Source organism: Bacillus oleivorans (assembly GCF_900207585.1).
Classification (GTDB): Bacteria; Bacillota; Bacilli; order Bacillales; family JC228; genus Bacillus_BF; species Bacillus_BF oleivorans.
Genome location: NZ_OAOP01000004.1, coordinates 314,323 through 334,333, shown reverse-complemented (window position 1 = coordinate 334,333; position 20,011 = coordinate 314,323). Strand labels below are relative to the sequence as shown.

The window sequence follows — 20,011 nt, the reverse complement described above, 5'->3', positions numbered from 1 at the left end:
AATTACATTATTCGTATGACTGTACGCATAGTGTACACCGTTCATTCAATGAATGCAATATTTTTTTACAGAGAAATGTAAGGGGTTTCATTTAGAATCGTACCTGACTTTACATTAGGAAGGAGAGAATGAACGTTGCGTAAAATCGTATCTGCAGAGGAAGCCGTTGCTTATATAAAGGATGGGCAAACATTGGCAGTTGGCGGATTTGGGTTAGTCGGTTGCCCGCTTCGATTAGTTGACGCTATTGGAAAACATGATGTTCGTAATTTAACGGTGATTAGTAATAATCTTGGTGAACCTGGCGGAAGAGGATTAGGAAAGATCCTGCTTCAGAATAAAATTGCGAAAGCAGTTGGATCGTACTTTACCAGTAATATGGATGCTGTTCATTATGTGAATCAGGGAAAGCTTGAAGTTGAACTAGTCCCACAGGGAACACTGGCTGAACGACTGCGTGCAGGCGGAGCAGGGATTGGCGGATTCTATACAAAAACGGCAGTCGGAACTCTATTGGCAGAAAATAAAGAAACTAGGATCCTAAATGGTGATGAGTATGTCTTTGAATTACCGCTTATTCCAGACGTAGCCCTAATTAAAGCAAAGAAAGCTGATAAATTAGGAAATCTGGTTTTTTCAAAGACAGCCCGTAATTTTAACCCTGATATGGCAAAGGCCGCCAAACTGACCATCGTTGAAGCAGAAGAAATTGTTGAGGTCGGTGAATTAGATCCTGAACATATTGTGGTCCCTCATTTATTTGTCGATTTTATCGTAAAGGGAGGGAATGAGTGATGAATATCAAGGAGAAAATTGCAGCCCGTGCAGCGATGGAAATCAAAGAGGGATCTATTGTTAACTTGGGGATAGGAATTCCTACTCTAGTAGCTGATTTCCTACCAAGTAATAAAGAAGTTTTTTTACATTCTGAAAACGGATTGTTGGGTGTTGGCCCAACTCCTGATGAAGGAGAAGTCGACCCGGAAATTATTAATGCAGGGAAACTCCCTGTTACAGCCCAAATAGGTTCCTCTTATTTTTCATCTTCCGAATCATTTGGGATGATTCGCGGAGGACATGTCGATATTGCAATTCTTGGAGCCCTTCAAGTTGCTGAAAATGGGGATATTGCGAATTGGGCTGTTCCAGGAAAAGATATTCTCGGCGTAGGCGGAGCGATGGATCTCGTTGCAGGTGCAAAAGAAGTTATTGTCACAACACAGCATTGTGCTAAAAATGGGGATCCGAAAATTGTACGAAGCTGTGACTATCCGATTACCGCTAAGAATGTCGTGAAAACGATTATTACCGAATATGCCGTATTTCGATTTATAGATGGAAAAATGATTCTAGAAGAAATAGCAGAGGACATAACGTTAGAAAAATTAAAAGAAATAACGCCAGCAGAATATACGGTCGCACCTAATCTTTCGAAATACAGAGTAAATGAATCGAAAGGGGAAGTTCTTCATGGAGCATGAATTTGTCATCGTAAGTGCTAGACGGACAGCTATTGGACGCATTGGCGGAACATTAAAAGATACAAATTCCGGAGATTTGGCTGCGGCTGTAATAAAAGATGCTTTGAATAAAACCGGACTTTCTGGTGATCAGATAAATGAGGTAATAATGGGGGAAGTTCGGCAGTCAACCGAATCATCTAATGTGGCTCGAGTAGCGGCTTTAAGGGCAGGTATTTCCGAAACGGCCGCAGCTTATACCGTCAATCGCCTTTGTGCATCCGGTATGCAGGCTATTGTTTCGGGAGTTCAACATTTGGCCTTTCACCCTGACGAAATTGTCATTGCGGGCGGTACCGAAAATATGAGCAGAGCCCCTATTTATCTGCGGAATTCCCGATTTGGTGAAGGAAATCCTTACTTGGTTGACTCAAACTTAGAAAATGGGCAGCAGCCCATTGAAATGTATGGCAAGGATTTAGGAATGGGAATGACAGCCGAAAATGTTGCTGAGAAATATGGGATCTCACGAAGTGACCAAGATGCGTTCGCATTAGAAAGTCAAAGACGGGCGAAACAAGCGTGGGAAGACGGCAAATTTGATTCGCAAATTGTGCCGATGGAAGTGAAGGCGAAAAAAGAATCGATTGTTTTTTCAAAAGATGAACATATGCGGGAAACATCATTAGAAAAACTAGCAAACCTAAAACCTGTGTTTAAGAAAGATGGAACTGTTACAGCTGGAAATGCCTGCGGACGTAATGACGGAGCAAGTGCTGTCGTCATTATGACGAAGGAAAAAGCCAATCAGTTAGGACTAAAGCCGATTGCTAAAATTAAGGATTGGTCAACGGCAGGTGTCGATCCTCGTTATATGGGAATTGGTCCTGTGCCAGCAGTCAACAAACTGCTAGAAAAGACAGGATTGCAAATGAGTGATATTGGGTTAGTCGAATTGAACGAAGCCTTTGCTTCTCAATCACTTGCTGTCATACGCGAATTAAACACAGGATTGGACAAAGTTAATGTCAATGGCGGTGCGATTGCACTGGGACATCCGCTTGGTGCAACAGGAGCTGTGATTGTCACGAAGCTGGTGTATGAGATGAGCAGCAGACAAGAACAATTTGGAATCGCGACGTTATGTGTCGGAGGTGGTCAAGGAATGGCCATCTTGCTGGAGACGTTTAAATAGAAAAGATATTTGATTGGAGGTTTGAGCAATGAAAGCAGATTTTAATCAAAAACCGTTACAATTGCCCCCTACAACATGGAAAGAAAAACTAAAGCATATGGGTCCTGGTCTTGTTGTTGCCGCTACAGGTGTTGGTACAGCAGACTTGGTAACGTCACTTGTTATTGGAACATCCTTTGGAATGACATTTGTCTGGGCCATTATTGTCGGTGCCATCCTTAAATACTTCCTCAATGAAGGGGTTGGAAGATGGTACTTAGCCACAGGAAAAACGATGTTAGATGGCTGGCACAAGCTTGGAAAATGGGCCACTGGTTATTTTGGAGTTTACTCCATCATATGGGGCTTCGTTTATGGAGCGACAGCTGCCTCGACATCTGGAATGGCGATGCATGCCATGTTCCCGATAATGCCGCTTTGGGCTTGGGCGATCATCCATGCCGTCGTAGGCTTCCTGCTCGTATGGACTGGACGCTATCTATTGTTTGAACGAGTAATGTCAGTCCTGATTGGAATCATGTTTATCACTATTATCGGTACTGCAATTCTCTTTCTCCCAAGCATAGGTGAATTTGCAAGCGGTTTCGTACCACGTGTTCCGGAAGGCTCATTCTTCCTTATGCTTGGTCTGATTGGCGGGGTCGGGGGTACCATCACAATGGCTTCTTACGGCTACTGGCTAAGTGAAAAAGGCTGGAAAGGAAAAGAGTGGGTAACTACCATGCGTCTTGACTCAAAAGTCGCATATACACTTACAGCAGTCTTCACAATGGCTGGATTAATCATCGGTGCCCAGTATCTTGCAGGAAGCGGTGTCAGCATCCGTGGAGATCAAGGATTGATTGACTTGTCTAATATGCTTGGCGAAGACTTTGGTCAGCCAATGCGCTGGATGTTCTTAATCGCATTCTGGTCTGCAGCTTACACATCTCTATTAGGTGTATGGAATGGAGTGCCTTATCTATTTGCTGACTTTATTAAAACCATCCGGAAAAAGAAGGAAGACGGTGTTCAATACGTTTCTGAAAAAGAACCAGCTTACCGCTTTTATCTTGCATGGCTTACATTCCCGCCGTTGCTCTTGTTATTCTTAGGCAAACCGGTTGAGCTTGTCATTCTTTATGGAGCTTTAGGTGCACTATTTATGCCATTCCTAGCTCTATCATTGCTCCTGTTGCTTAATTCAAAAAGTGTTCTGCCAGATTACCGTAATAAATGGATGGCGAATCTCGTGTTAATTGGATGTCTAGTCCTATTTGCAGTATTAGGTATTAATGAGTTAGTTAGTATTTTTACGGGAGAATAATATAGGATTGCAGAGACTGTAGACAGAAAAAGAACTGTTTACAGTCTTTTTTTAGGATATAAGAAGGATGTATTCATTTATCTCATCGGATTTTTTGAATATTAGTTTGAATTTTCGTAAATTTTATTGCTTCAGTGGAATTTCGCAGATAGACTTAAAACTAAATAAAAGAAGTTTTATCTCATTTGAGGTGATAATACTTGTTTACTATCTTTTTAATGGTTCATATTCTTACTGGTTTTATTTGTTTAGCAACTGGGTTATTCGCTATGTTTTCAAAGAAGAAAAAAGGAATACATACATTGTCAGGGGAAATCTATCATTGGTCTTATGTAATCGTTTTTGTAACGTCCGTTGTTATGTCCATTTTACATTGGGAAGAAAGTCAGTTTCTTTTATATATCGCTTTATTTTCTTATGGGTTTGCTTTACTCGGGTATCTAGCAGTTAAACATAAATGGAAAAATTGGCTTCGTATTCATATAAGAGGGATGCTGGGTTCCTATATTGGGATTGTCACGGCCACTTTAGTAGTGAATGTACATCAAATTCCTATATTAAATGAATTACCTCCGCTAGTGTTTTGGTTCTTACCCACCATAATAGGCACCCCATTTATATTTTATGTTTTACAAAAGTACGGTCCTAAAAAGGGCAATATTAGTTCGAAAATATAAAATAGGAAAGTTTATTAAAAACCAGTAAACCCATTCTCATTTTAGGAATGGGTTTACGCTTGCCATTTGATTGTACACCTTCTTTAAATGAGAATAGTGCTCATAAGAAATAGAGCTTTCATTATGGTGAATAACAACAGGCGGCTTTTTATATGTGGCAGAGCCTTGCCGCTGCATGGCTATCCTAAACAAATGTTTAAAAGATGGTCTTAAAACGGAGTCTCTTAAAAAAGGAGGTATGGTACTCCAAGGAGCCCTTGCTTTATTTAGATGCTGTAGCATTTGTTCTGCTGTTCCGATACCTACCCCATGCCCAAAGAAGGTTCCATTCTCGAGAACGACTGCACTTTCTCCTCGCCACCAAGGGGTTTCTGGATGAAATTCAGGGTTCTCGAAGTAAACCACATCTCCAGGTATAAAATGATACGTATAATAGGTTCTAAGTCCAAGATCTTGATCTTCGATCCAGCTGTACAAATAAAGGTTTGCAAAATATCGATCAAATAAATTCCTGCCTATACTTTTTAAAACGGCACGATAATAAATAATCATGATTGCCGTAGCACATTCAAATCCATATAACGAACTGTTCCTAAATATATCTTCAATTGCAACAGACGGTCTGACGCCGGGTCGCAGCCGGAAACCGCCCATCTCTGTTAATCGCCAATAGCGGGGATTGCAATACGATTTGGCAAAACTGACAAATTGTGACCGGCCTTGACTCATCGCTCTGGCACTTAATATGATATTTTTTCTCATCTCTAGTTCAAAACGCAATTCATCAATGGACTGATAGGGATGAATCCTGAAATCCTGCTGCAAACGCTGAAGGATGCTGCTCTCTATCATTCCTGCTGGCAATATGCCACTATGTTGAAAAATTCTTCCAGATATCACAATCACAAAGATCCCTTCTTTCTGACATCAAAATGATCTGTGTCATTACCTAGGGTATTCGTGCTCTGTTTTAAAAGTGTATAAACCCATAAAATGGATGATGTTTTTAAGCAGGATAGAACATGATGGCATGGGGAACCTAACTTTATAAATAGACGAGGGGTGGAAGTATGCCAGTCAATGATCAACATAATCATAAAATAGTTACAGACAGCAAAGAGAGGCCAACAACAGGGGATTATGCCCAACAAAGAAAAGAAAATAATAATGAGGAGCTTATTCACTCGGAGAAAATCCGATACAAAAACGCAGATGAAATTTATGAATAAATGAAAAGATCCGAGGTCGTAACCAAAGGTTACTTCGGATCTCTATTATCGTTCTTCATTCCAATTGTCAAAGTAATCAATACAAACTTGTTTTAAGCCTTCCAGCTTAGAAATCAGTCCATCAATGTCGGAAGTGTGGATCGTGTCATTCAATTCATTGCCTTCTTCGGTTTTCGAATGTAAGTGGATTTCCATCGAGCCATCCCACCTAATATTTGCATCAAACGTTCCATCCTCATCTTCAACTTCTAAACCAATTACTCTTTTTTCATCATTAAGATGTTTTGTCTTGATAACCCATTTCATGATCTTCACCTTTTATAAGAAAAGTCTTATGTGTATCATATCCTGTTTCCCAAATTTTTAACCTTTTACTAAGGCGAATCGGATAGGGGAAGAGAAGTTGGGAAAAATACCAGTGACTCTTTTTCGGTGAAGGGTGGTTATCGAAATGGAATGGAATTACATATGGAAAGCTATTTTAATCGTTATTGCGGGAACAGTCCTTTTGCGGATTGCCGGCAGGAAAACAATTTCACAAATGACTTTAGCAGAAACTGTTATTATGATAGCGATTGGGACTTTGCTGATTCAGCCAGTATCAGGACAAAATATTTGGACTGCTTTTATGGTGGGGGCAGTTCTCGTTTTAACCTTACTGATTATCGAATTTATTCAAATGAAGTCTGATCGGTTTGAAAAGCTGATTACAGGTAAAGCAAAGGTTGTGATTGAGAACGGACAATTGAATGAAAAAAATCTGAAAAAGATACGATTATCGGTTGACCAGCTGGAAATGAAACTTAGGCAAAACAGTGTATCTAAAATTAGCGATGTAAAATGGGCTACCTTAGAACCCAATGGTCAGATGGGCTATGAATTAAAAGATGAAGTAAAGCCTGTAACGAAAAAGGACTTTGAAGACTTTAAACAAACAATCGTCAATTTGATCCCAAGTAATACTCAGCTTACTAGGATCAATGAAATTTTAAATTTGATTAATAAACCCTATAAGCCAGAAAGCCAGGAGGATATCTTTGCAGAAGTTCAAAATCAAGCCCATAAAAATAATCCTCCTAAACATTTACAGTAAACCAAAGTTAGTAAGCCGGGATTATGTACACAGCTACAGATGCGTTTCTATGACTAGAGACGCATTTTTATTTTTTAAGCAATCTGAGATCATGATAGAATTTAGAAAATGTATAAGTAGGAGGAAATAATGAGAAATGATCTTCTGATTAGGCATGCTGCTATTAAAGATTTATCTAAAATAGTTCCATTATTCGATTCATACCGTGAGTATTTTGGACAACTAAAGAATCCTGTAAAAGCAGAACAGTTTCTATTTGATCGATTTCAGAACCTGCAATCCGTGATCTTTATCGTTGAGCAAGGTGATGAAGCTATAGGATTTGCTCAATTGTATCCTATTTTTTCTTCTCTAAGCTTACAGAGCGTTTGGTTATTAAATGACTTTTACATATCTGAAGGATACCGTCACAAAGGAGCTGGTAAACAGCTCTTTGCCAAGGTAAAAGAATTTGCCGCACTTACGAAAGCTAAAAGTATTGAACTTTCAGTAGAGCACTCAAATGAACATGCTTGGCAGTTCTGGGAAAAACAAGGGTTCCAAATAGATAAGGAGTTTCGTTATTACTCGTATTTGCTTTGAATTTAAATGTAAGAATCCCGCGTAGTTGTATTGACATTTTCCAATTAGAGGTTCATAATATTTTAAAATATTAAGAATCTTTAACAAGGAAAAGTTTTATCGCTTTGAATGATGAAAGAGTCTTCAAAAGCACGATAATCCTGTCTTTGTTAACAATTAATAAATAATCATCTTTTGTGCAGACTGAAAAAAATGATGGTTAGACAGGGAGAATGGACATGAGCTCAAATCAAATTAAAGTGGAATTAACTTCAGCCAAAAAACAAAAACCGGATTTTGCAAACCTTCCATTCGGGAAGATTTTTACTGACCATATGTTTGTGATGGATTATACAGAAGGAAAAGGCTGGCATGACGCAAGAATCGTACCTTATCAGCCGCTTACGCTAGATCCGGCAGCCATCGTTTTTCATTATGGTCAGACGGTTTTTGAAGGAATGAAAGCTTATTTAACGAAGGAAAATGAAGTTTTGCTCTTTAGACCGGATCAGAATATGAAACGTTTGAATCGCTCCAACACGCGTATATGCATCCCGCAAATTGACGAGGAATTTGCGTTAACAGCTCTTAAACAGCTGGTTGCAGTAGACCGTGATTGGGTCCCAAATGTAGAGGGAACATCCCTATATATCCGTCCGTTTATTATTGCGACTGAACCTTATCTAGGTGTGGCAGCATCTAAGAATTATCAATTTATCATCATCATGTCACCTGTTGGAAACTATTATGCGGAAGGTATCAATCCGGTTAAAATTGCGGTAGAACAACAATATGTCCGTGCCGTTAAAGGCGGAACTGGAAATGCAAAAACCGCAGGTAACTATGCAGCAAGCTTAGCTGCTCAAGAAGTAGCAGAAAAATCAGGGTATTCCCAAGTATTATGGTTAGACGGAAAAGAAAATAAATATATTGAAGAAGTCGGCAGCATGAATATCTTCTTCAAAATTAATGGTGAAGTAGTAACACCTGAATTAAATGGCAGTATTCTTGAGGGAATTACGAGAGACTCTGTTATTCATTTAGTAAAGCATTGGGGGCTGCCGATTGTTGAAAAACGAATTTCTATTAATGAAATTTACAAAGCCTATCAGGATGGCTTACTAGAAGAAGCATTTGGAACAGGTACAGCTGCTGTTATATCTCCGGTTGGCGAATTATATTGGAACGACGAGAAACTTGTGATAAATGGCGGTAAGATCGGGGAAGTTTCACAGAAATTATACAATACTATAACTGGAATTCAGAGAGGAACTGTACCAGATCCATTTGGCTGGAATGTAAAAGTAGAAGATGAAGAAATAATTCTTGCTATATAGAAGGTCGACTTTTAAAACAAAGCGGACTTCAGTTCATAGACACCCCCCTTTTAGATCTCTGATTTATGAGGGGCTGTCTTTTTTTCTTGGCCATTTTCTTGCCTTTGGTGTAATTTTTCTTGTTGTCGTCTTTGATTAAATGGGTCATATTAATTATTTTTAAAAGTTTAGCCTATTTGCGTTGAAGCGAACATTCATTCGTGTATAATATTAGTTATGCTTAAAAAGGGGGAAAATGGATGAACTCGATCGATTTAATTATTTTAAACTTGAATGAAGTTAGAAGAAGAAGCATAAAGCTCTGGACATCTATTCCTGAAGATAAGCTTCACTGGAAGCCAGATGAAGATGCCATGAGTTGTATTGAGATGATCAGGCATGTACTGGAAAGCGAACATTACTATCACTTGGCCATTAAAAATAGAGGGAGCTTATCCGTTTTCAACTCTCCTTTTGAAGATCGGCCATTCACTTCGGTAAGAGCGGAAATAGAATTTGCCGAACCTTATCGTAATCAGTTCATAGATACCATAAAGTCATTTAGTGAAGAAGACTTAGAATCTATTAAAATTGACCGCTCTGATTCAGGGTACATAAGAGATTTGGGTGACATGCTCTTACGTATTGCTTATCATGAATCTGTTCATACTGGTCAGTTATTGGATTATTTAAGAACAGCTGGGGTTCCAAGGGTCCGGATCTGGGATTAAGGCATCATTGTACTATTAGTTTGAGATTCATATTACGCAGGAATGTCGGGATACATCTGTAAAATGGATAGAATTTTCCATGTAAAAAAACCGGATCAGATGGTATACTGTGAAAATCTATCTAGCAGTCTTGCAGAACAGAGAGTTAGTAAGAAAGGGGACCTGAGGTATATGCTTCACAATCCAACAGGAAAAGAACGTCTGGCATTAGCATTTCTTCTCAGCTCGCTGGGAATATTAGGCCCATTTAATATTGATATGTATTTACCGAGTTTTCCTGATATTGCTGCTGATTTAGAGGCAAGTGCTTCACTTGTACAGCTAAGTTTAACAGCCTGTTTGATCGGACTTGCGATCGGTCAGTTAATTGTTGGTCCAATCAGTGATGCTCATGGCAGAAGAAAGCCATTATTAATATCGATTTTCTTATTTGCGATTTCATCGCTTTTCTGCGCACTGGCACCTAATATAACGATGCTGGTCGTGGGAAGGTTTTTGCAAGGATTTACCGCCTCAGCGGGGATTGTCCTTTCTCGTGCTGTTGTGCGTGATGTATTCAGCGGCAGAGAGCTGACCAAATTCTTTGCCCTTTTAATGGTGATCAATGCAACGGCTCCTATGATTGCCCCAATGACCGGCGGAGCGATTTTACTGCTGCCATTTGCCAGCTGGCATACGATTTTTTATTTCTTATGTTTACTTGGTCTTCTTATAGTTATAAATATTGCGATGAGACTAAAGGAAACATTACCGCCAGAAAAACGGATTCCAAGCTCGATTGGACATTCGGTGCGGACAATCGGAAGCTTGCTTCAGGATCGTTCTTTTATGGGGTACGCCTTAACCGTAGGATTTATACACGGAGGGAGCTTTGCCTATGTAGCAGGAACTCCTTTCGTTTATCAAGGTATTTATGAGGTGTCACCGCAAGTCTTTAGTATTCTATTTGGGATTAATGGTTTAGCTATTATAACAGGAAGTTTTATTATAGGACGTTTAAGCGGAAACTTTGATGAAAGAAGTTTGCTTCGGACCGCTGTCCTGATTGCTGTCAGTGCAACCTCTATCCTGCTTATCATGACGATTATTACAGGTCCGCTTGCAGCGATTGTCATCCCAATTTTTATTTATATGACATCTATGGGAATGATTGTAACCAGCGCCTTTACACTTGCGATGAAAAACCAGGGTCATCGGGCAGGAAGTGCAAGTGCTGTCTTAGGTTTACTCCCGTTATCACTCGGTTCCGCAGTTGCTCCTCTTGTTGGGCTTGATGAGACAACGGCTGTCCCAATGGGAGCGATCCTGTTTATTACATCATTTCTTGGAACGATAGCCTTTTTTACATTAACAAGGGAGAAACAGGCAAAACCAGTAGTGAGCTTAAAGATGGAGGGGTGACCCTTCTTTAATAAAGAAATAGATAGTGTCCCGCAGTCTAATTGACTGCGGGATTTTTTGAAGCACAAAATCGAGGAGGAAAAAGCGGAAATTGTCCTCTATAGTATTTTCACATAAAAATTCCTTGTTCTTGGACCATCAAACTCACAAAAGTAGATGCCTTGCCAGGTGCCGAGAAGTAAACGTCCCTCTGTTATAATGACATGCTGGGATGCACCGACTGTACTTGCTTTCATATGAGCTGCGGTGTTTCCTTCCATATGCTGATCTAGCTTATGATGCCAAGGATAAACTTCATCAAAGCGCCGAATCATATCACGTTTTACATCAGGATCGGCGTTTTCATTGATCGTGATTCCAGCGGTGGTGTGGGGGCAATAGATGATCACGACACCATCTTTTATCGCGTTTTCGTTTATGAACTCTTGAACTTGCTGGGTCACATCAATCATTTGATCTCGTTGGCTAGTTTTAAGAGTGAATTTTTTAAGCATCTTCCGGTCTTCCTTTCCTATTGGTTACTGACTATTTTACTGAATTACTATCCGCTGTGTAAAAAAAAGAGGAGCCTAAATTTAGGCTCCTCAGGCGGTCGAAAAACTATCGATTGCCTTTTATTTTATTCAGCTTCTTTAATGATTAACCGCGTTAATTTGTTTTATTATTTTTGATATATAGGCTTTTCAACAGGTGTATTCAATAAAGATCTTCAACTCACAATTAATAATAAAAATAAGTGATGAATTCAATGTTTAAGCCAAAAGGGTCTAGCCAAAGTGAATATGAATTTGTTTTTATTGATGAAATAGTTCCAGACGACCACCTTCTTCGCTTGATTGAGAAATATATTGATTTCTCGATTCTTCTTGAAAAAGTTAGTTCTTTTATAGTGAGGATAATGACGCCCATCTGAGCTTCGCTGACTCAAAAGAGCTGCATGGGCTCCGCTACTGCCGGTTACGGGGATTGAAGAATGCAAGTGAACAGGTTCTCCTTACTGCAGCCTGCCAAAATATAAAAAGGATTGCAACACACCTAGTAAGGTTAGAAAAAGTGTGTTGCAATCCTTTAGGTTGATTATCCCCTGTTGATTGGAGCGGAGGGCACTCGACTCCTGCGGGATAGAGAGGTCACGGGAGACCCCGCAGGCGCCAAAGCGTCGAGGAGGCTCTCGGACCTCCCCGCGGAAAGCGAGTGCCCGGAGCGGAAATCAACAGGCCCGTTAGCAGACACAATCAATTAATAAAAAATCGGTCATATAGATTTAGACAAAATAAAAAATTGCCGAGAAAAATACCCTTTCTCGACAATCTGAGGAGCCTAAACTTAGGCTCCTTTTGTCTGATTTTCACTTGCTTTTAAGCATGTTTGTAAAAGCAGGAGGTTCGCTTTTTCATTTTTTTGAATGATAGATTGATAGTCTGGCTGTATAGCCTCAATTGGAGAAAGCGGGAGTTCGCCACAGATGTCTACAGCTTCTGCTTGTTTAGACATTAGGAGGGTTTCTAGCATATGATTCAAGGTATCGATCCCCATAATACCTTGGTCCCAGTTTGTTTGGACTTCACTTTTACGGAGAACATCTTTATCTATGCTGATATACACATGTTTCGTAGGAATACTTGAAAGAATTAATTTAAGTGAGTAATAATGGGTGCCATCGAACGGAAAGAAAACGGTGCGAGAACAATGAGTGGAGTTCTGTGCTAAAGCAACAGTTGGACCAATGATTACAACCTGCTGCAATAAAGGTATTTTGGAAAGAGCATAGGAGACCCAGGAACCGCATGAGAGCATCTGGTCAACTTCCTGACCGGTGCCAAGATCCGGATGATTATCAAATAATACGAGAGTAAAAGGTTCTGAGATTTCTTTAAGCAACAAATAGGTCAAGTAATGATAGTTTCCGCTTCCAATCAGGGTAATTCCTTTCTGTCGCCTTTTTTGCAGCCGCATTTGTAAGGTTTGTAAGGATTCTTCTTCACAAAATAGATTTACATGTTCTAAATGCCGAAAATCCAGCCTTTCATGAGGATAGTGCTGAAGCTTTGTTTGTGCAAAATACGTTTCGTCAAAATCTATGATGGTCATTCCACTGTTGATTAACCCCATATATTTTCAACTCCTAACCGTATTTAAATTATTCAAACATTTACATAATTTTAACATACCGTTTTGAATCTGACGGAAATAATCTTATACTTTACTGAGATACTTCGGGTAGTGCTTTGCACGCCCCTAGATTTGTAGAATGAGTGGAGGTTGTTTTAAGGATGGATTTGCATTTGGAAGGAAAGAAGATATTGATTACAGGTGGTTCGAAGGGAATTGGGAAGGCGATTGCTAAAGTATTTGTGGATGAGGGAGCGGAAGTGGGGATCGCTGCCCGCGATATTACTTTTCTTGAAAGGGCAAAGGAAGAACTTGGCGGTGGCGTTTCTATTTTTCAAGCGGATTTAACCGATGCAGGCGAAAGAGAAAGGTTACTTGGGTCCTTCATTAAGGAAAAGAGAGCTATTGATGTGCTGATAAATAATGCTGGGGGAAGCAATGGTGGAAAAGTAACAGAAACCTCAATGGATCTTTTTTATAAAGCACTTGAACTGAATTATTTTTCAGCGGTTCACTTAAGTAAATTAGCGGTTGAACATATGAAAAGGTCTCAAAAGGGTGCCATTATACATATTACCTCGATTTACGGAAGAGAAAGCGGAGGTAAGGCAACTTATAACAATGCAAAATCAGCTTTGATCAGTTTTACTAAGGCATTAGCTGATGAAGTGGCTGCTGATGGGATTCGGGTGAACAGTGTAGCTCCAGGCAGTATCCTTCATGATACAGGTAACTGGAAGAAGCGGATTGAAGAGAATCCGGAAAAAATGAAGGAGTTCGTAAAAAATGAAATACCTGCCGGCCGGTTTGGTACTCCAGAAGAAATAGCTAATGTTGTAGCTTTTCTTGCATCTGAAAAAGCATCATGGGTTGTCGGTGCAAGTATCAACGTAGATGGCGGGCAATCGCGGATGAACTTCTAAAAAAAACAGTATAGTACATGAAACAGGATTTGGTCTGGATGGTATGAGAAGGAAATAAAAATGAAGTAGAGAAATGATAATAGGGAGATATCGGGGGATGGAATTGTTTTTTTATTGCTCCTAGGACTAAAGATAGGACTCGACATAGGAGTTGCTCCCTTGTGGCAGTACGGAGCACTTTTCTAGAATGAATGTTGAGAATATATCTTTTTAAAAAGGAGCGATTTTTGTGCAAACTAATTCTTTACCCCGCAGCTTTACCGTAGTTTTTGGCGGTGTCTGTTTTTTTCTTTCTGCGTTACTGATGATTGTGTCCTTATTTGGCCCCCCGTTAGCTGGAGACATTGCGTTTCTCGACTGGGTCTTGGAGCGACCAGGTTATACGCTATTTTTTACCTATATGGTGTTAGGATTTTCTCTTTTTAATGTACCCGCCTTGTTAGGTGCTACTCATTTAGTTAAAGGCCGTGGAGAAAAACTGATATACTTTGGATCTATTACAGCTTTAATAGGAAACTTCTTTTTTACGATATTAGTAACAGAGGCATTAATTCAGCGGGGCATGGCGACCTTAGAACGGGAGCCGATGGTGGCTCTCCTCCAATGGATATTCGAAACACCAGTCTATATTGTTCCACATATGTTATTCTTCTTGCTTTTCTATGTTGGATTACTTTTGCTTACAATTGGGCTTTTCCGTGCACGTGTTGCATCAAAGTGGCTTATTGTAGCTGGAGTAGTTCAACTCTTCGCTGGATTTTTGGAATTCGGACCTGCTCAAGCTTATGTTCAGTCGGCAGTAACCCTTGCTTTGTTTGGGGGAATTGGGTGGGTATTGATAAGAAAGCCAGAAGAAGGCGATACCATGGTGACGGTACAAAAGTCGATTTAATACCATTTGTATCTAGGTAGAAAACGAAAAAAAGGGGTGCTGTCATGCAGCGAAACGTATTTAAAGTGTTTCAAATTTCCGCTATCTTTATAGTTTTAGCTGCAGCAGCGCTCTATGTTCTAAATTTTCCGGTGCTTTATAGACAGCTTCAACAAGTATGTGATACATGTGCGATAACAGGTTCTATTCAGGGAGAACTGGAATCGTTGGGCTGGTCTGCGAGTGGATACGGCTTGTACCTATTATTTCTCTCTGTATCCTTTGCATTTGGCAACGTGTTTCTTGGAATCTTCATCTTTCGAAAACGTTTCAATGACCCTATGGCTCTTCTAGTAGCAGTGTGTCTTGCTATTTTTGGATTAACGCTAACTGTCTCAGAATCTTTTTATTTGGCTTATCCATTTCTCTCTCATTTCTCAAAATTTATTAATTTCATTGCCCTTTTATTGATGGGGGCGATGATTTGCTATTTTCCTGATTTTCGCACTACACCGAGGTTGAATCATTTCCTTGCTGGTTCTTATCTTTTAGTAGAATTATTAGGACATTTTCTCACCTTAGAGCAACAGGAATTAATTTTTCCTGATTGGTTGTATCATCCATTAGAGTGGACCATACTCCTTGTTATGGGAGCGAGTCAAATGTACCGGTATCGCCGTCTTTCTACTCCGATACAGCGACAACAGGTTAAACTGCCAATCTACGCGTTCACGATGGCGGTCCTATTTGTGATTATATCTGTCCAAATGCCGCTAGATGGTCTATGGGGAAACCTGTTGGGACAGACCTTATACTTTATCGCACTATCCATAATTCCAATTTCGTTTGCAATAGCAATCATTCGCTATAAGCTTTGGGCGATTGATTCTTTGATTAATCGAACGATTCTTTATGGTGCATTGTCAGGTATATTATTGGCAATCTACGGGAGTGCCATTTTTATTTTTGGTGCTGCCTTCCAAGCAGAGGGAACGACCTTTGCTGCTATAATGGGTACGATTGCTGTTGCGATTCTAGTTCAGCCGCTGCACAATCGATTGCAAAAGATAGTCAACCGGCTTATGTATGGAGACAGGCAGGACCCCTATGCCGCTTTGGTTCGCTTGGGTAATCGCCTCGAGGTCACTACAACCTCTGAGCTGGTTCTCGATGCAATTGTTTCTTCCGTAAGAGATGCTCTCCATCTATCTTATGTTGCATTAGTTTGGCCAAATGGGGAGATTGCTGCTGAGAGTGGTAATCTTGAGGAAGGTTCAAAGCGTTTAGACGTAGTGTATCAGGGTGAGCAGGTAGCCGAACTCGTCTTTACTTCAATGGAAAAGGAAGACGAATGGTCAAATGCGGATCAGCAAATAATGAATGATCTCTGTCGGCAGGCGGGTGCTGCCGTTCACGCTGTCCGTCTTACCCAGGAGCTGCAGCGCTCCCGTCAAACTCTTGTAACCACACGTGAAGATGAAAGGCGGAGGTTAAGGAGGGATTTGCATGACGGGTTAGGTCCTGAAATTGCGGCATTCTCTTTTCGGGTTGCAACGGCTCGTCATTTGCTCCGAAATGAACCGGAGCAGGCAGATCAAATTTTAAGTGATCTTCAGGTGGAAATTAGAAATGCAGTAGATCTTATCCGACAGCTCGCCCATAATCTGCGCCCGCCTGTATTAGATGAATACGGGCTAGCTGCTGCTATAGGTGAGCTTGTTAGAATTAACAGAGGTGCTGGCATAGAGATTACGCTGCATATCCCTTCTCCATTACCGGTGCTGGATGCAGCGGTTGAGGTGGCTGCCTACCGAATCGTCCAGGAAGGTCTGGGAAATGCTATCCGTCATGCCCAAGCTTCAGAAATCTTACTTGAACTAGCGTTAAAGGAGGAAATGCTAATTTTACAATTAGCAGACAATGGACTAGGTTTACCAAAGGTTACTCGCCCGGGAGTTGGGCTTGCATCCATGCGCGAACGTTCAGAAGAACTCGGTGGTACCTTTACGATTATGAGTCGAATAGAGGGAGGAACCTTGATTCGAGCAGAAATCCCTAACTACTACAGAGGTGAGCAAAATGTCAAAAGTACACGTCCTACTGGCTGATGATCACCCAACATTTCGAGCAGGGCTTGTTGCTCTGTTGCAAACTGATTCAGCGATAACGGTGGTTGGTGAAGCTGGATCCGGAGATGAAGTGATTGCATTGGCAGAAGAAATAAAACCAGACGTCATTATTATGGATATCCAAATGCCCAATTGTAATGGAGTTGAGGCAATCCGATACATCCTGCAAAAGGATCAACAGGTACGTATACTCGTCATGACCATGTTTGAAGATGACCACACCGTTGCAGCAGCGATGCGGGCTGGGGCAAGAGGGTATATCTTAAAGGGAGCTCTTCCTGACGAAATTATCCGTGCGATTCGTGCGGTCGCAGCGGGTGAGGCTATTTTTAGCCAGACGATTGCGATACGTTTTATGGAATATTTTGATCAAATCCGTCCCGGAATTCACGATGGAAATCTATCCATGCTTACCTATAGGGAGCGAGAAGTTCTCGATTTAATTGCAAGAGGTTATCGCAATGCAGAAATTGCAGAAATGCTTGTCCTAAGTCCGAGCACGGTTCGAAATCACATCACGAATATTTTAAGTAAACTACAAGTAGCTGATCGGGCCGAGGCTATTCTGAAAGCAAAGGATGCTGGTCTAGGGAAATGAATTTTTATTTTGGAGTAGTAAAATAAAACACGATGAAATTAAAGCTGAATGAAGTTATATTCAAAAGTTAATCAAACGTTTGTTTAAAAAAGAGCAAAGGTTTTTTGTAGACAAACTATATCTTATAACAACAAAAAATCGTCTACAATAAATATAAAAACGAACAAGTCATTTCAATTTTGTTTTAAAATAAAAGAAAAAAGGCACTGTAAAAGTGTCTTTTTTCTTTTATCGTGTCGGGAGGTGCGAAACAGATGAAGGTGCTCATTGCGATAGATTCATTTAAAGGCAGTTTATCTTCTATCGAATCCGGTAAAGCGATAAGTCTGGGGATCAAAAACGTTTATGAAGAAGCTGAAATTGTGACAATTCCAATTGCTGATGGCGGCGAAGGAACAGTCGAAGCTTTAGTACAAGCAACAGAAGGAAAGTATGTTGAAACAGAGGTGGTTGGGCCATTAGGCAAACCAGTTCAAGCGGTGTATGGGATTTTAGGGAATGGAACTGCCGCAGTGATAGAAGTAGCAGCAGCCTGTGGACTGCCGCTGGTACCAGTAAGTGAGCGTAATCCTTATTACACAACGACTTATGGGGTCGGCCAATTGATCCTTGATGCCATTGAAAAAGGGTGCCGCGATTTTATTGTTGGTTTAGGGGGAAGTGCTACGAATGATGCGGGGGCTGGTATGCTTCAGGCGCTGGGATATTCTTTTTTAGATGATGAGAAAAAAGAAATCGGTTATGGCGGACTTGAGTTACAAAAAATCCAATCAATTGTGTTAAGTAAAGTCCACCCGGAATTGAAAAACTGCACGTTTACGATAGCATCCGATGTGAACAACCCTCTTGCTGGCGAAAACGGTGCCGCTTATATTTTTGGACCGCAAAAAGGGGCTACCCCTGATATGGTACAAGTACTCGACAGGGGTCTTGCCCATTTTGCCCAAGTGACGCTCGCTCAATTAAGTAAAGATATTCAGAATATTCCAGGTGCTGGAGCAGCAGGGGGACTGGGTGCTGCATTTGCCGGATTCCTTCATGCTGAAATTCATTCGGGAATTGACTTATTATTTGCAGCAGTTGGTATAGAAGCGAAAATGGATGGAGTGGACTTCGTCATTACAGGTGAAGGGAAGCTCGATGGTCAAACTTCGATGGGGAAAGCACCACTAGGTGTGGCCCAGCTTGCTTCGCGGTTCCAGATTCCTGTCATCGCCTTAGCTGGCAGTGTGACGAAGGAAGCATCCGTACTGAACGAGAAAGGAATTACGTCCTTCTTTTCCATAACGAATGGTCCGATGCCGCTTGAGGCAGCGATGGACCATGCAAACACGTTTGAAAATTTAAGAATCACGACTGAGCAGCTGTTTCGCATGATAAAAGCCGTAAAGGGGTAGGAGAAAGTTGCTTTTCTTTAAGCCAAACGGGTTGAGCTCATTCCAATAAAAAATCAACACCGTTTATAAACGGTGTTGATTTTTGTTGAAATATTATTTAATTACGGCGACGATCCCTTCCTCATCATTCAGCACAAGCTCAATTCCAGCAAAGGGGTCTCTGTGCAAAAATTCTTCCAGCCATAAGCGCAGTGCCTCAATGATGTTTTTCGTAATAAGGACCTGTTTTCTGCCATCGACATAGGCTTCTGCAGAAAAGCCATAGTCATCATCATACATAAGCTCGATTTCCACATCTTCTGGTTTTACTTGCTTTTTACGAGCTATATAAACAAAAGCGCATTAATAATATCTTGTTCTGAGATGATTAGCTTCTCCATGGATTAGCTTCCTCTTTTTTTCGTTTGTTTTTGAAAAAGGTAAACAAACGGCGGATTAATCCAATGATGAGAAAAATCGCCATCACGTTAACAAATAATCCAAGAATAGAACCCAATATTCCCATATTGGCAAATAGTCCGCCAAATAGAAGTCCGGCAATACCGCCAACCATTAAACCTTTCATAAGACCGCTGGACATAAATCCCTTTGTACTCGAAGCAGTGGCCGATTTATTAATGGTGGAAGTGTCAGCCTTGTTTTGGAAACTAGATTGGTTCGTGGTACTGCTGCTATTGAAATTAAAGCCCTTCTTACCTGATTTATAAGATTTCGCTTCTACTGTTGTTGGGTGATCTGGGAAAACAAAGTTACTTACGGGTGCAAACATAAGCGCTGCTGTAAGTAATGCGGCTGCTATTTTTTTCATTCTGTATTCCTCTCCTGTATATAAAGTAGTATGTCTAAGTTAGAATTCAATCATCAAGTAAACTACTTTTGCACATCACCTTCCCAATCTAGTAAGTATATACGGATCGGAAGCCAAAAGGTTTCAGTTTTTTTGGAACGGAGGGACGGTTCTTCTGTTTCTTCCTTCCTTCTCAAACCGAGAACCATTCCTATGTCTGTCTTC

The 20,011-nt window shown here is 40.6% G+C and carries 22 protein-coding genes and 2 pseudogenes; 18 read left to right on the top strand and 6 right to left on the bottom strand.

The genetic code is table 11. The annotated features are described in order from the left end of the window. Positions 1-135 precede the first annotated feature (135 nt). The 5 genes from CRO56_RS11165 (at position 136) to CRO56_RS11145 (ending at position 4,638) form a co-directional block, all read left to right on the top strand. Entirely contained in the window at positions 136-795 is a 660-nt protein-coding gene (locus CRO56_RS11165; RefSeq protein ID WP_097158707.1) for a CoA transferase subunit A, read from the top strand. Further along, positions 795-1,481: a 3-oxoacid CoA-transferase subunit B gene (locus CRO56_RS11160; protein ID WP_097158706.1), complete on the top strand. Its 687-nt coding sequence runs from the start codon at positions 795-797 to the stop codon at positions 1,479-1,481. Before CRO56_RS11165 ends, CRO56_RS11160 begins: the two co-directional genes overlap by 1 nt. Further along, on the top strand, positions 1,471-2,655 hold the full coding sequence (locus CRO56_RS11155) for a thiolase family protein (protein ID WP_097158705.1): 1,185 nt from the start codon (positions 1,471-1,473) through the stop codon (positions 2,653-2,655). The genes CRO56_RS11160 and CRO56_RS11155 overlap by 11 nt, the downstream gene beginning before the upstream one ends. Positions 2,656-2,683: 28 nt before the next feature. Continuing rightward, positions 2,684-3,961, top strand: a complete 1,278-nt coding sequence (locus CRO56_RS11150; RefSeq protein WP_097158704.1) for an Nramp family divalent metal transporter — start codon at positions 2,684-2,686, stop codon at positions 3,959-3,961. Between the two features lie 218 nt (positions 3,962-4,179). After that, positions 4,180-4,638, top strand: a complete 459-nt coding sequence (locus CRO56_RS11145; protein WP_097158837.1) for a DUF2306 domain-containing protein — start codon at positions 4,180-4,182, stop codon at positions 4,636-4,638. Between the two features lie 36 nt (positions 4,639-4,674). Here the strand turns inward: CRO56_RS11145 and CRO56_RS11140 are convergent, their stop codons facing one another. Further along, the gene (locus tag CRO56_RS11140; protein WP_097158703.1) at positions 4,675-5,544 is read right to left on the bottom strand and encodes a protein-glutamine gamma-glutamyltransferase; all 870 of its coding nucleotides are present in this window, start codon (positions 5,542-5,544) and stop codon (positions 4,675-4,677) included. A gap of 164 nt (positions 5,545-5,708) precedes the next feature. Between CRO56_RS11140 and CRO56_RS22890 the strand changes: the two genes are divergently transcribed. Beyond that, positions 5,709-5,867 (top strand): hypothetical protein, encoded by a 159-nt coding sequence (locus CRO56_RS22890; protein WP_179714256.1) that lies wholly within the window; start codon positions 5,709-5,711, stop codon positions 5,865-5,867. A gap of 45 nt (positions 5,868-5,912) precedes the next feature. Here CRO56_RS22890 and CRO56_RS11135 read toward each other — a convergent pair whose 3' ends face one another. Next, positions 5,913-6,173, bottom strand: coding sequence for a hypothetical protein (locus CRO56_RS11135; protein WP_097158702.1), 261 nt, complete (start codon positions 6,171-6,173; stop codon positions 5,913-5,915). 145 nt (positions 6,174-6,318) lie between these two features. Between CRO56_RS11135 and CRO56_RS11130 the strand changes: the two genes are divergently transcribed. The 5 genes from CRO56_RS11130 to CRO56_RS11110 all read left to right on the top strand — a co-directional run bounded on the left by CRO56_RS11130 (position 6,319) and on the right by CRO56_RS11110 (position 10,969). Continuing rightward, complete coding sequence (locus CRO56_RS11130) at positions 6,319-6,960, top strand: DUF421 domain-containing protein (RefSeq protein ID WP_097158701.1); 642 nt, start codon at positions 6,319-6,321, stop codon at positions 6,958-6,960. Between the two features lie 129 nt (positions 6,961-7,089). Continuing rightward, positions 7,090-7,542 carry a GNAT family N-acetyltransferase gene (locus CRO56_RS11125; RefSeq protein ID WP_097158700.1) on the top strand — a complete coding sequence of 151 codons (453 nt, stop codon included), beginning with the start codon at positions 7,090-7,092 and terminating at the stop codon, positions 7,540-7,542. Positions 7,543-7,760: 218 nt separating this feature from the next. Then, entirely contained in the window at positions 7,761-8,858 is a 1,098-nt protein-coding gene (locus CRO56_RS11120; protein ID WP_097158699.1) for a branched-chain amino acid aminotransferase, read from the top strand. A gap of 239 nt (positions 8,859-9,097) precedes the next feature. After that, on the top strand, positions 9,098-9,568 hold the full coding sequence (locus tag CRO56_RS11115) for a DinB family protein (RefSeq protein ID WP_097158698.1): 471 nt from the start codon (positions 9,098-9,100) through the stop codon (positions 9,566-9,568). A gap of 171 nt (positions 9,569-9,739) precedes the next feature. After that, positions 9,740-10,969, top strand: coding sequence for a Bcr/CflA family efflux MFS transporter (locus CRO56_RS11110; protein ID WP_097158697.1), 1,230 nt, complete (start codon positions 9,740-9,742; stop codon positions 10,967-10,969). 98 nt (positions 10,970-11,067) lie between these two features. Here the strand turns inward: CRO56_RS11110 and CRO56_RS11105 are convergent, their stop codons facing one another. Then, positions 11,068-11,463 (bottom strand): secondary thiamine-phosphate synthase enzyme YjbQ, encoded by a 396-nt coding sequence (locus CRO56_RS11105; protein ID WP_097158696.1) that lies wholly within the window; start codon positions 11,461-11,463, stop codon positions 11,068-11,070. A 254-nt stretch (positions 11,464-11,717) separates the two neighbouring features. Here CRO56_RS11105 and CRO56_RS22885 point away from each other — a divergent pair, with 254 nt between their 5' ends. Continuing rightward, positions 11,718-11,882 (top strand): hypothetical protein, encoded by a 165-nt coding sequence (locus CRO56_RS22885; protein ID WP_179714255.1) that lies wholly within the window; start codon positions 11,718-11,720, stop codon positions 11,880-11,882. Next, positions 11,882-12,046 (top strand): annotated as a pseudogene (locus CRO56_RS11100) (transposase); the annotation flags it as partial. The gene CRO56_RS22885 and the pseudogene CRO56_RS11100, both read left to right, overlap by 1 nt. 249 nt (positions 12,047-12,295) lie before the next feature. On the opposite strand, the gene CRO56_RS11090 reads toward CRO56_RS11100, so the two are convergent. Further along, entirely contained in the window at positions 12,296-13,081 is a 786-nt protein-coding gene (locus CRO56_RS11090; RefSeq protein WP_097158695.1) for an arginase family protein, read from the bottom strand. Between the two features lie 161 nt (positions 13,082-13,242). Here CRO56_RS11090 and CRO56_RS11085 point away from each other — a divergent pair, with 161 nt between their 5' ends. The 5 genes from CRO56_RS11085 to CRO56_RS11065 all read left to right on the top strand — a co-directional run bounded on the left by CRO56_RS11085 (position 13,243) and on the right by CRO56_RS11065 (position 18,999). After that, positions 13,243-14,004 carry an SDR family NAD(P)-dependent oxidoreductase gene (locus CRO56_RS11085; RefSeq protein ID WP_097158694.1) on the top strand — a complete coding sequence of 254 codons (762 nt, stop codon included), beginning with the start codon at positions 13,243-13,245 and terminating at the stop codon, positions 14,002-14,004. Between the two features lie 229 nt (positions 14,005-14,233). After that, positions 14,234-14,896 (top strand): hypothetical protein, encoded by a 663-nt coding sequence (locus CRO56_RS11080; RefSeq protein WP_097158693.1) that lies wholly within the window; start codon positions 14,234-14,236, stop codon positions 14,894-14,896. Between the two features lie 44 nt (positions 14,897-14,940). Then, positions 14,941-16,983, top strand: coding sequence for a sensor histidine kinase (locus tag CRO56_RS11075; protein WP_097158692.1), 2,043 nt, complete (start codon positions 14,941-14,943; stop codon positions 16,981-16,983). Then, positions 16,955-17,602, top strand: coding sequence for a response regulator (locus CRO56_RS11070; protein WP_097158691.1), 648 nt, complete (start codon positions 16,955-16,957; stop codon positions 17,600-17,602). The genes CRO56_RS11075 and CRO56_RS11070 overlap by 29 nt, the downstream gene beginning before the upstream one ends. A 254-nt stretch (positions 17,603-17,856) precedes the next feature. Beyond that, positions 17,857-18,999, top strand: coding sequence for a glycerate kinase family protein (locus CRO56_RS11065; RefSeq protein ID WP_097158690.1), 1,143 nt, complete (start codon positions 17,857-17,859; stop codon positions 18,997-18,999). A gap of 93 nt (positions 19,000-19,092) precedes the next feature. Here CRO56_RS11065 and CRO56_RS11060 read toward each other — a convergent pair. After that, a pseudogene (locus CRO56_RS11060) lies at positions 19,093-19,379 on the bottom strand (YxcD family protein). After that, the gene (locus CRO56_RS11055; RefSeq protein WP_097158689.1) at positions 19,367-19,807 is read right to left on the bottom strand and encodes a hypothetical protein; all 441 of its coding nucleotides are present in this window, start codon (positions 19,805-19,807) and stop codon (positions 19,367-19,369) included. Before CRO56_RS11055 ends, CRO56_RS11060 begins: the two are co-directional and overlap by 13 nt. Between the last annotated feature and the right edge of the window lie 204 nt (positions 19,808-20,011).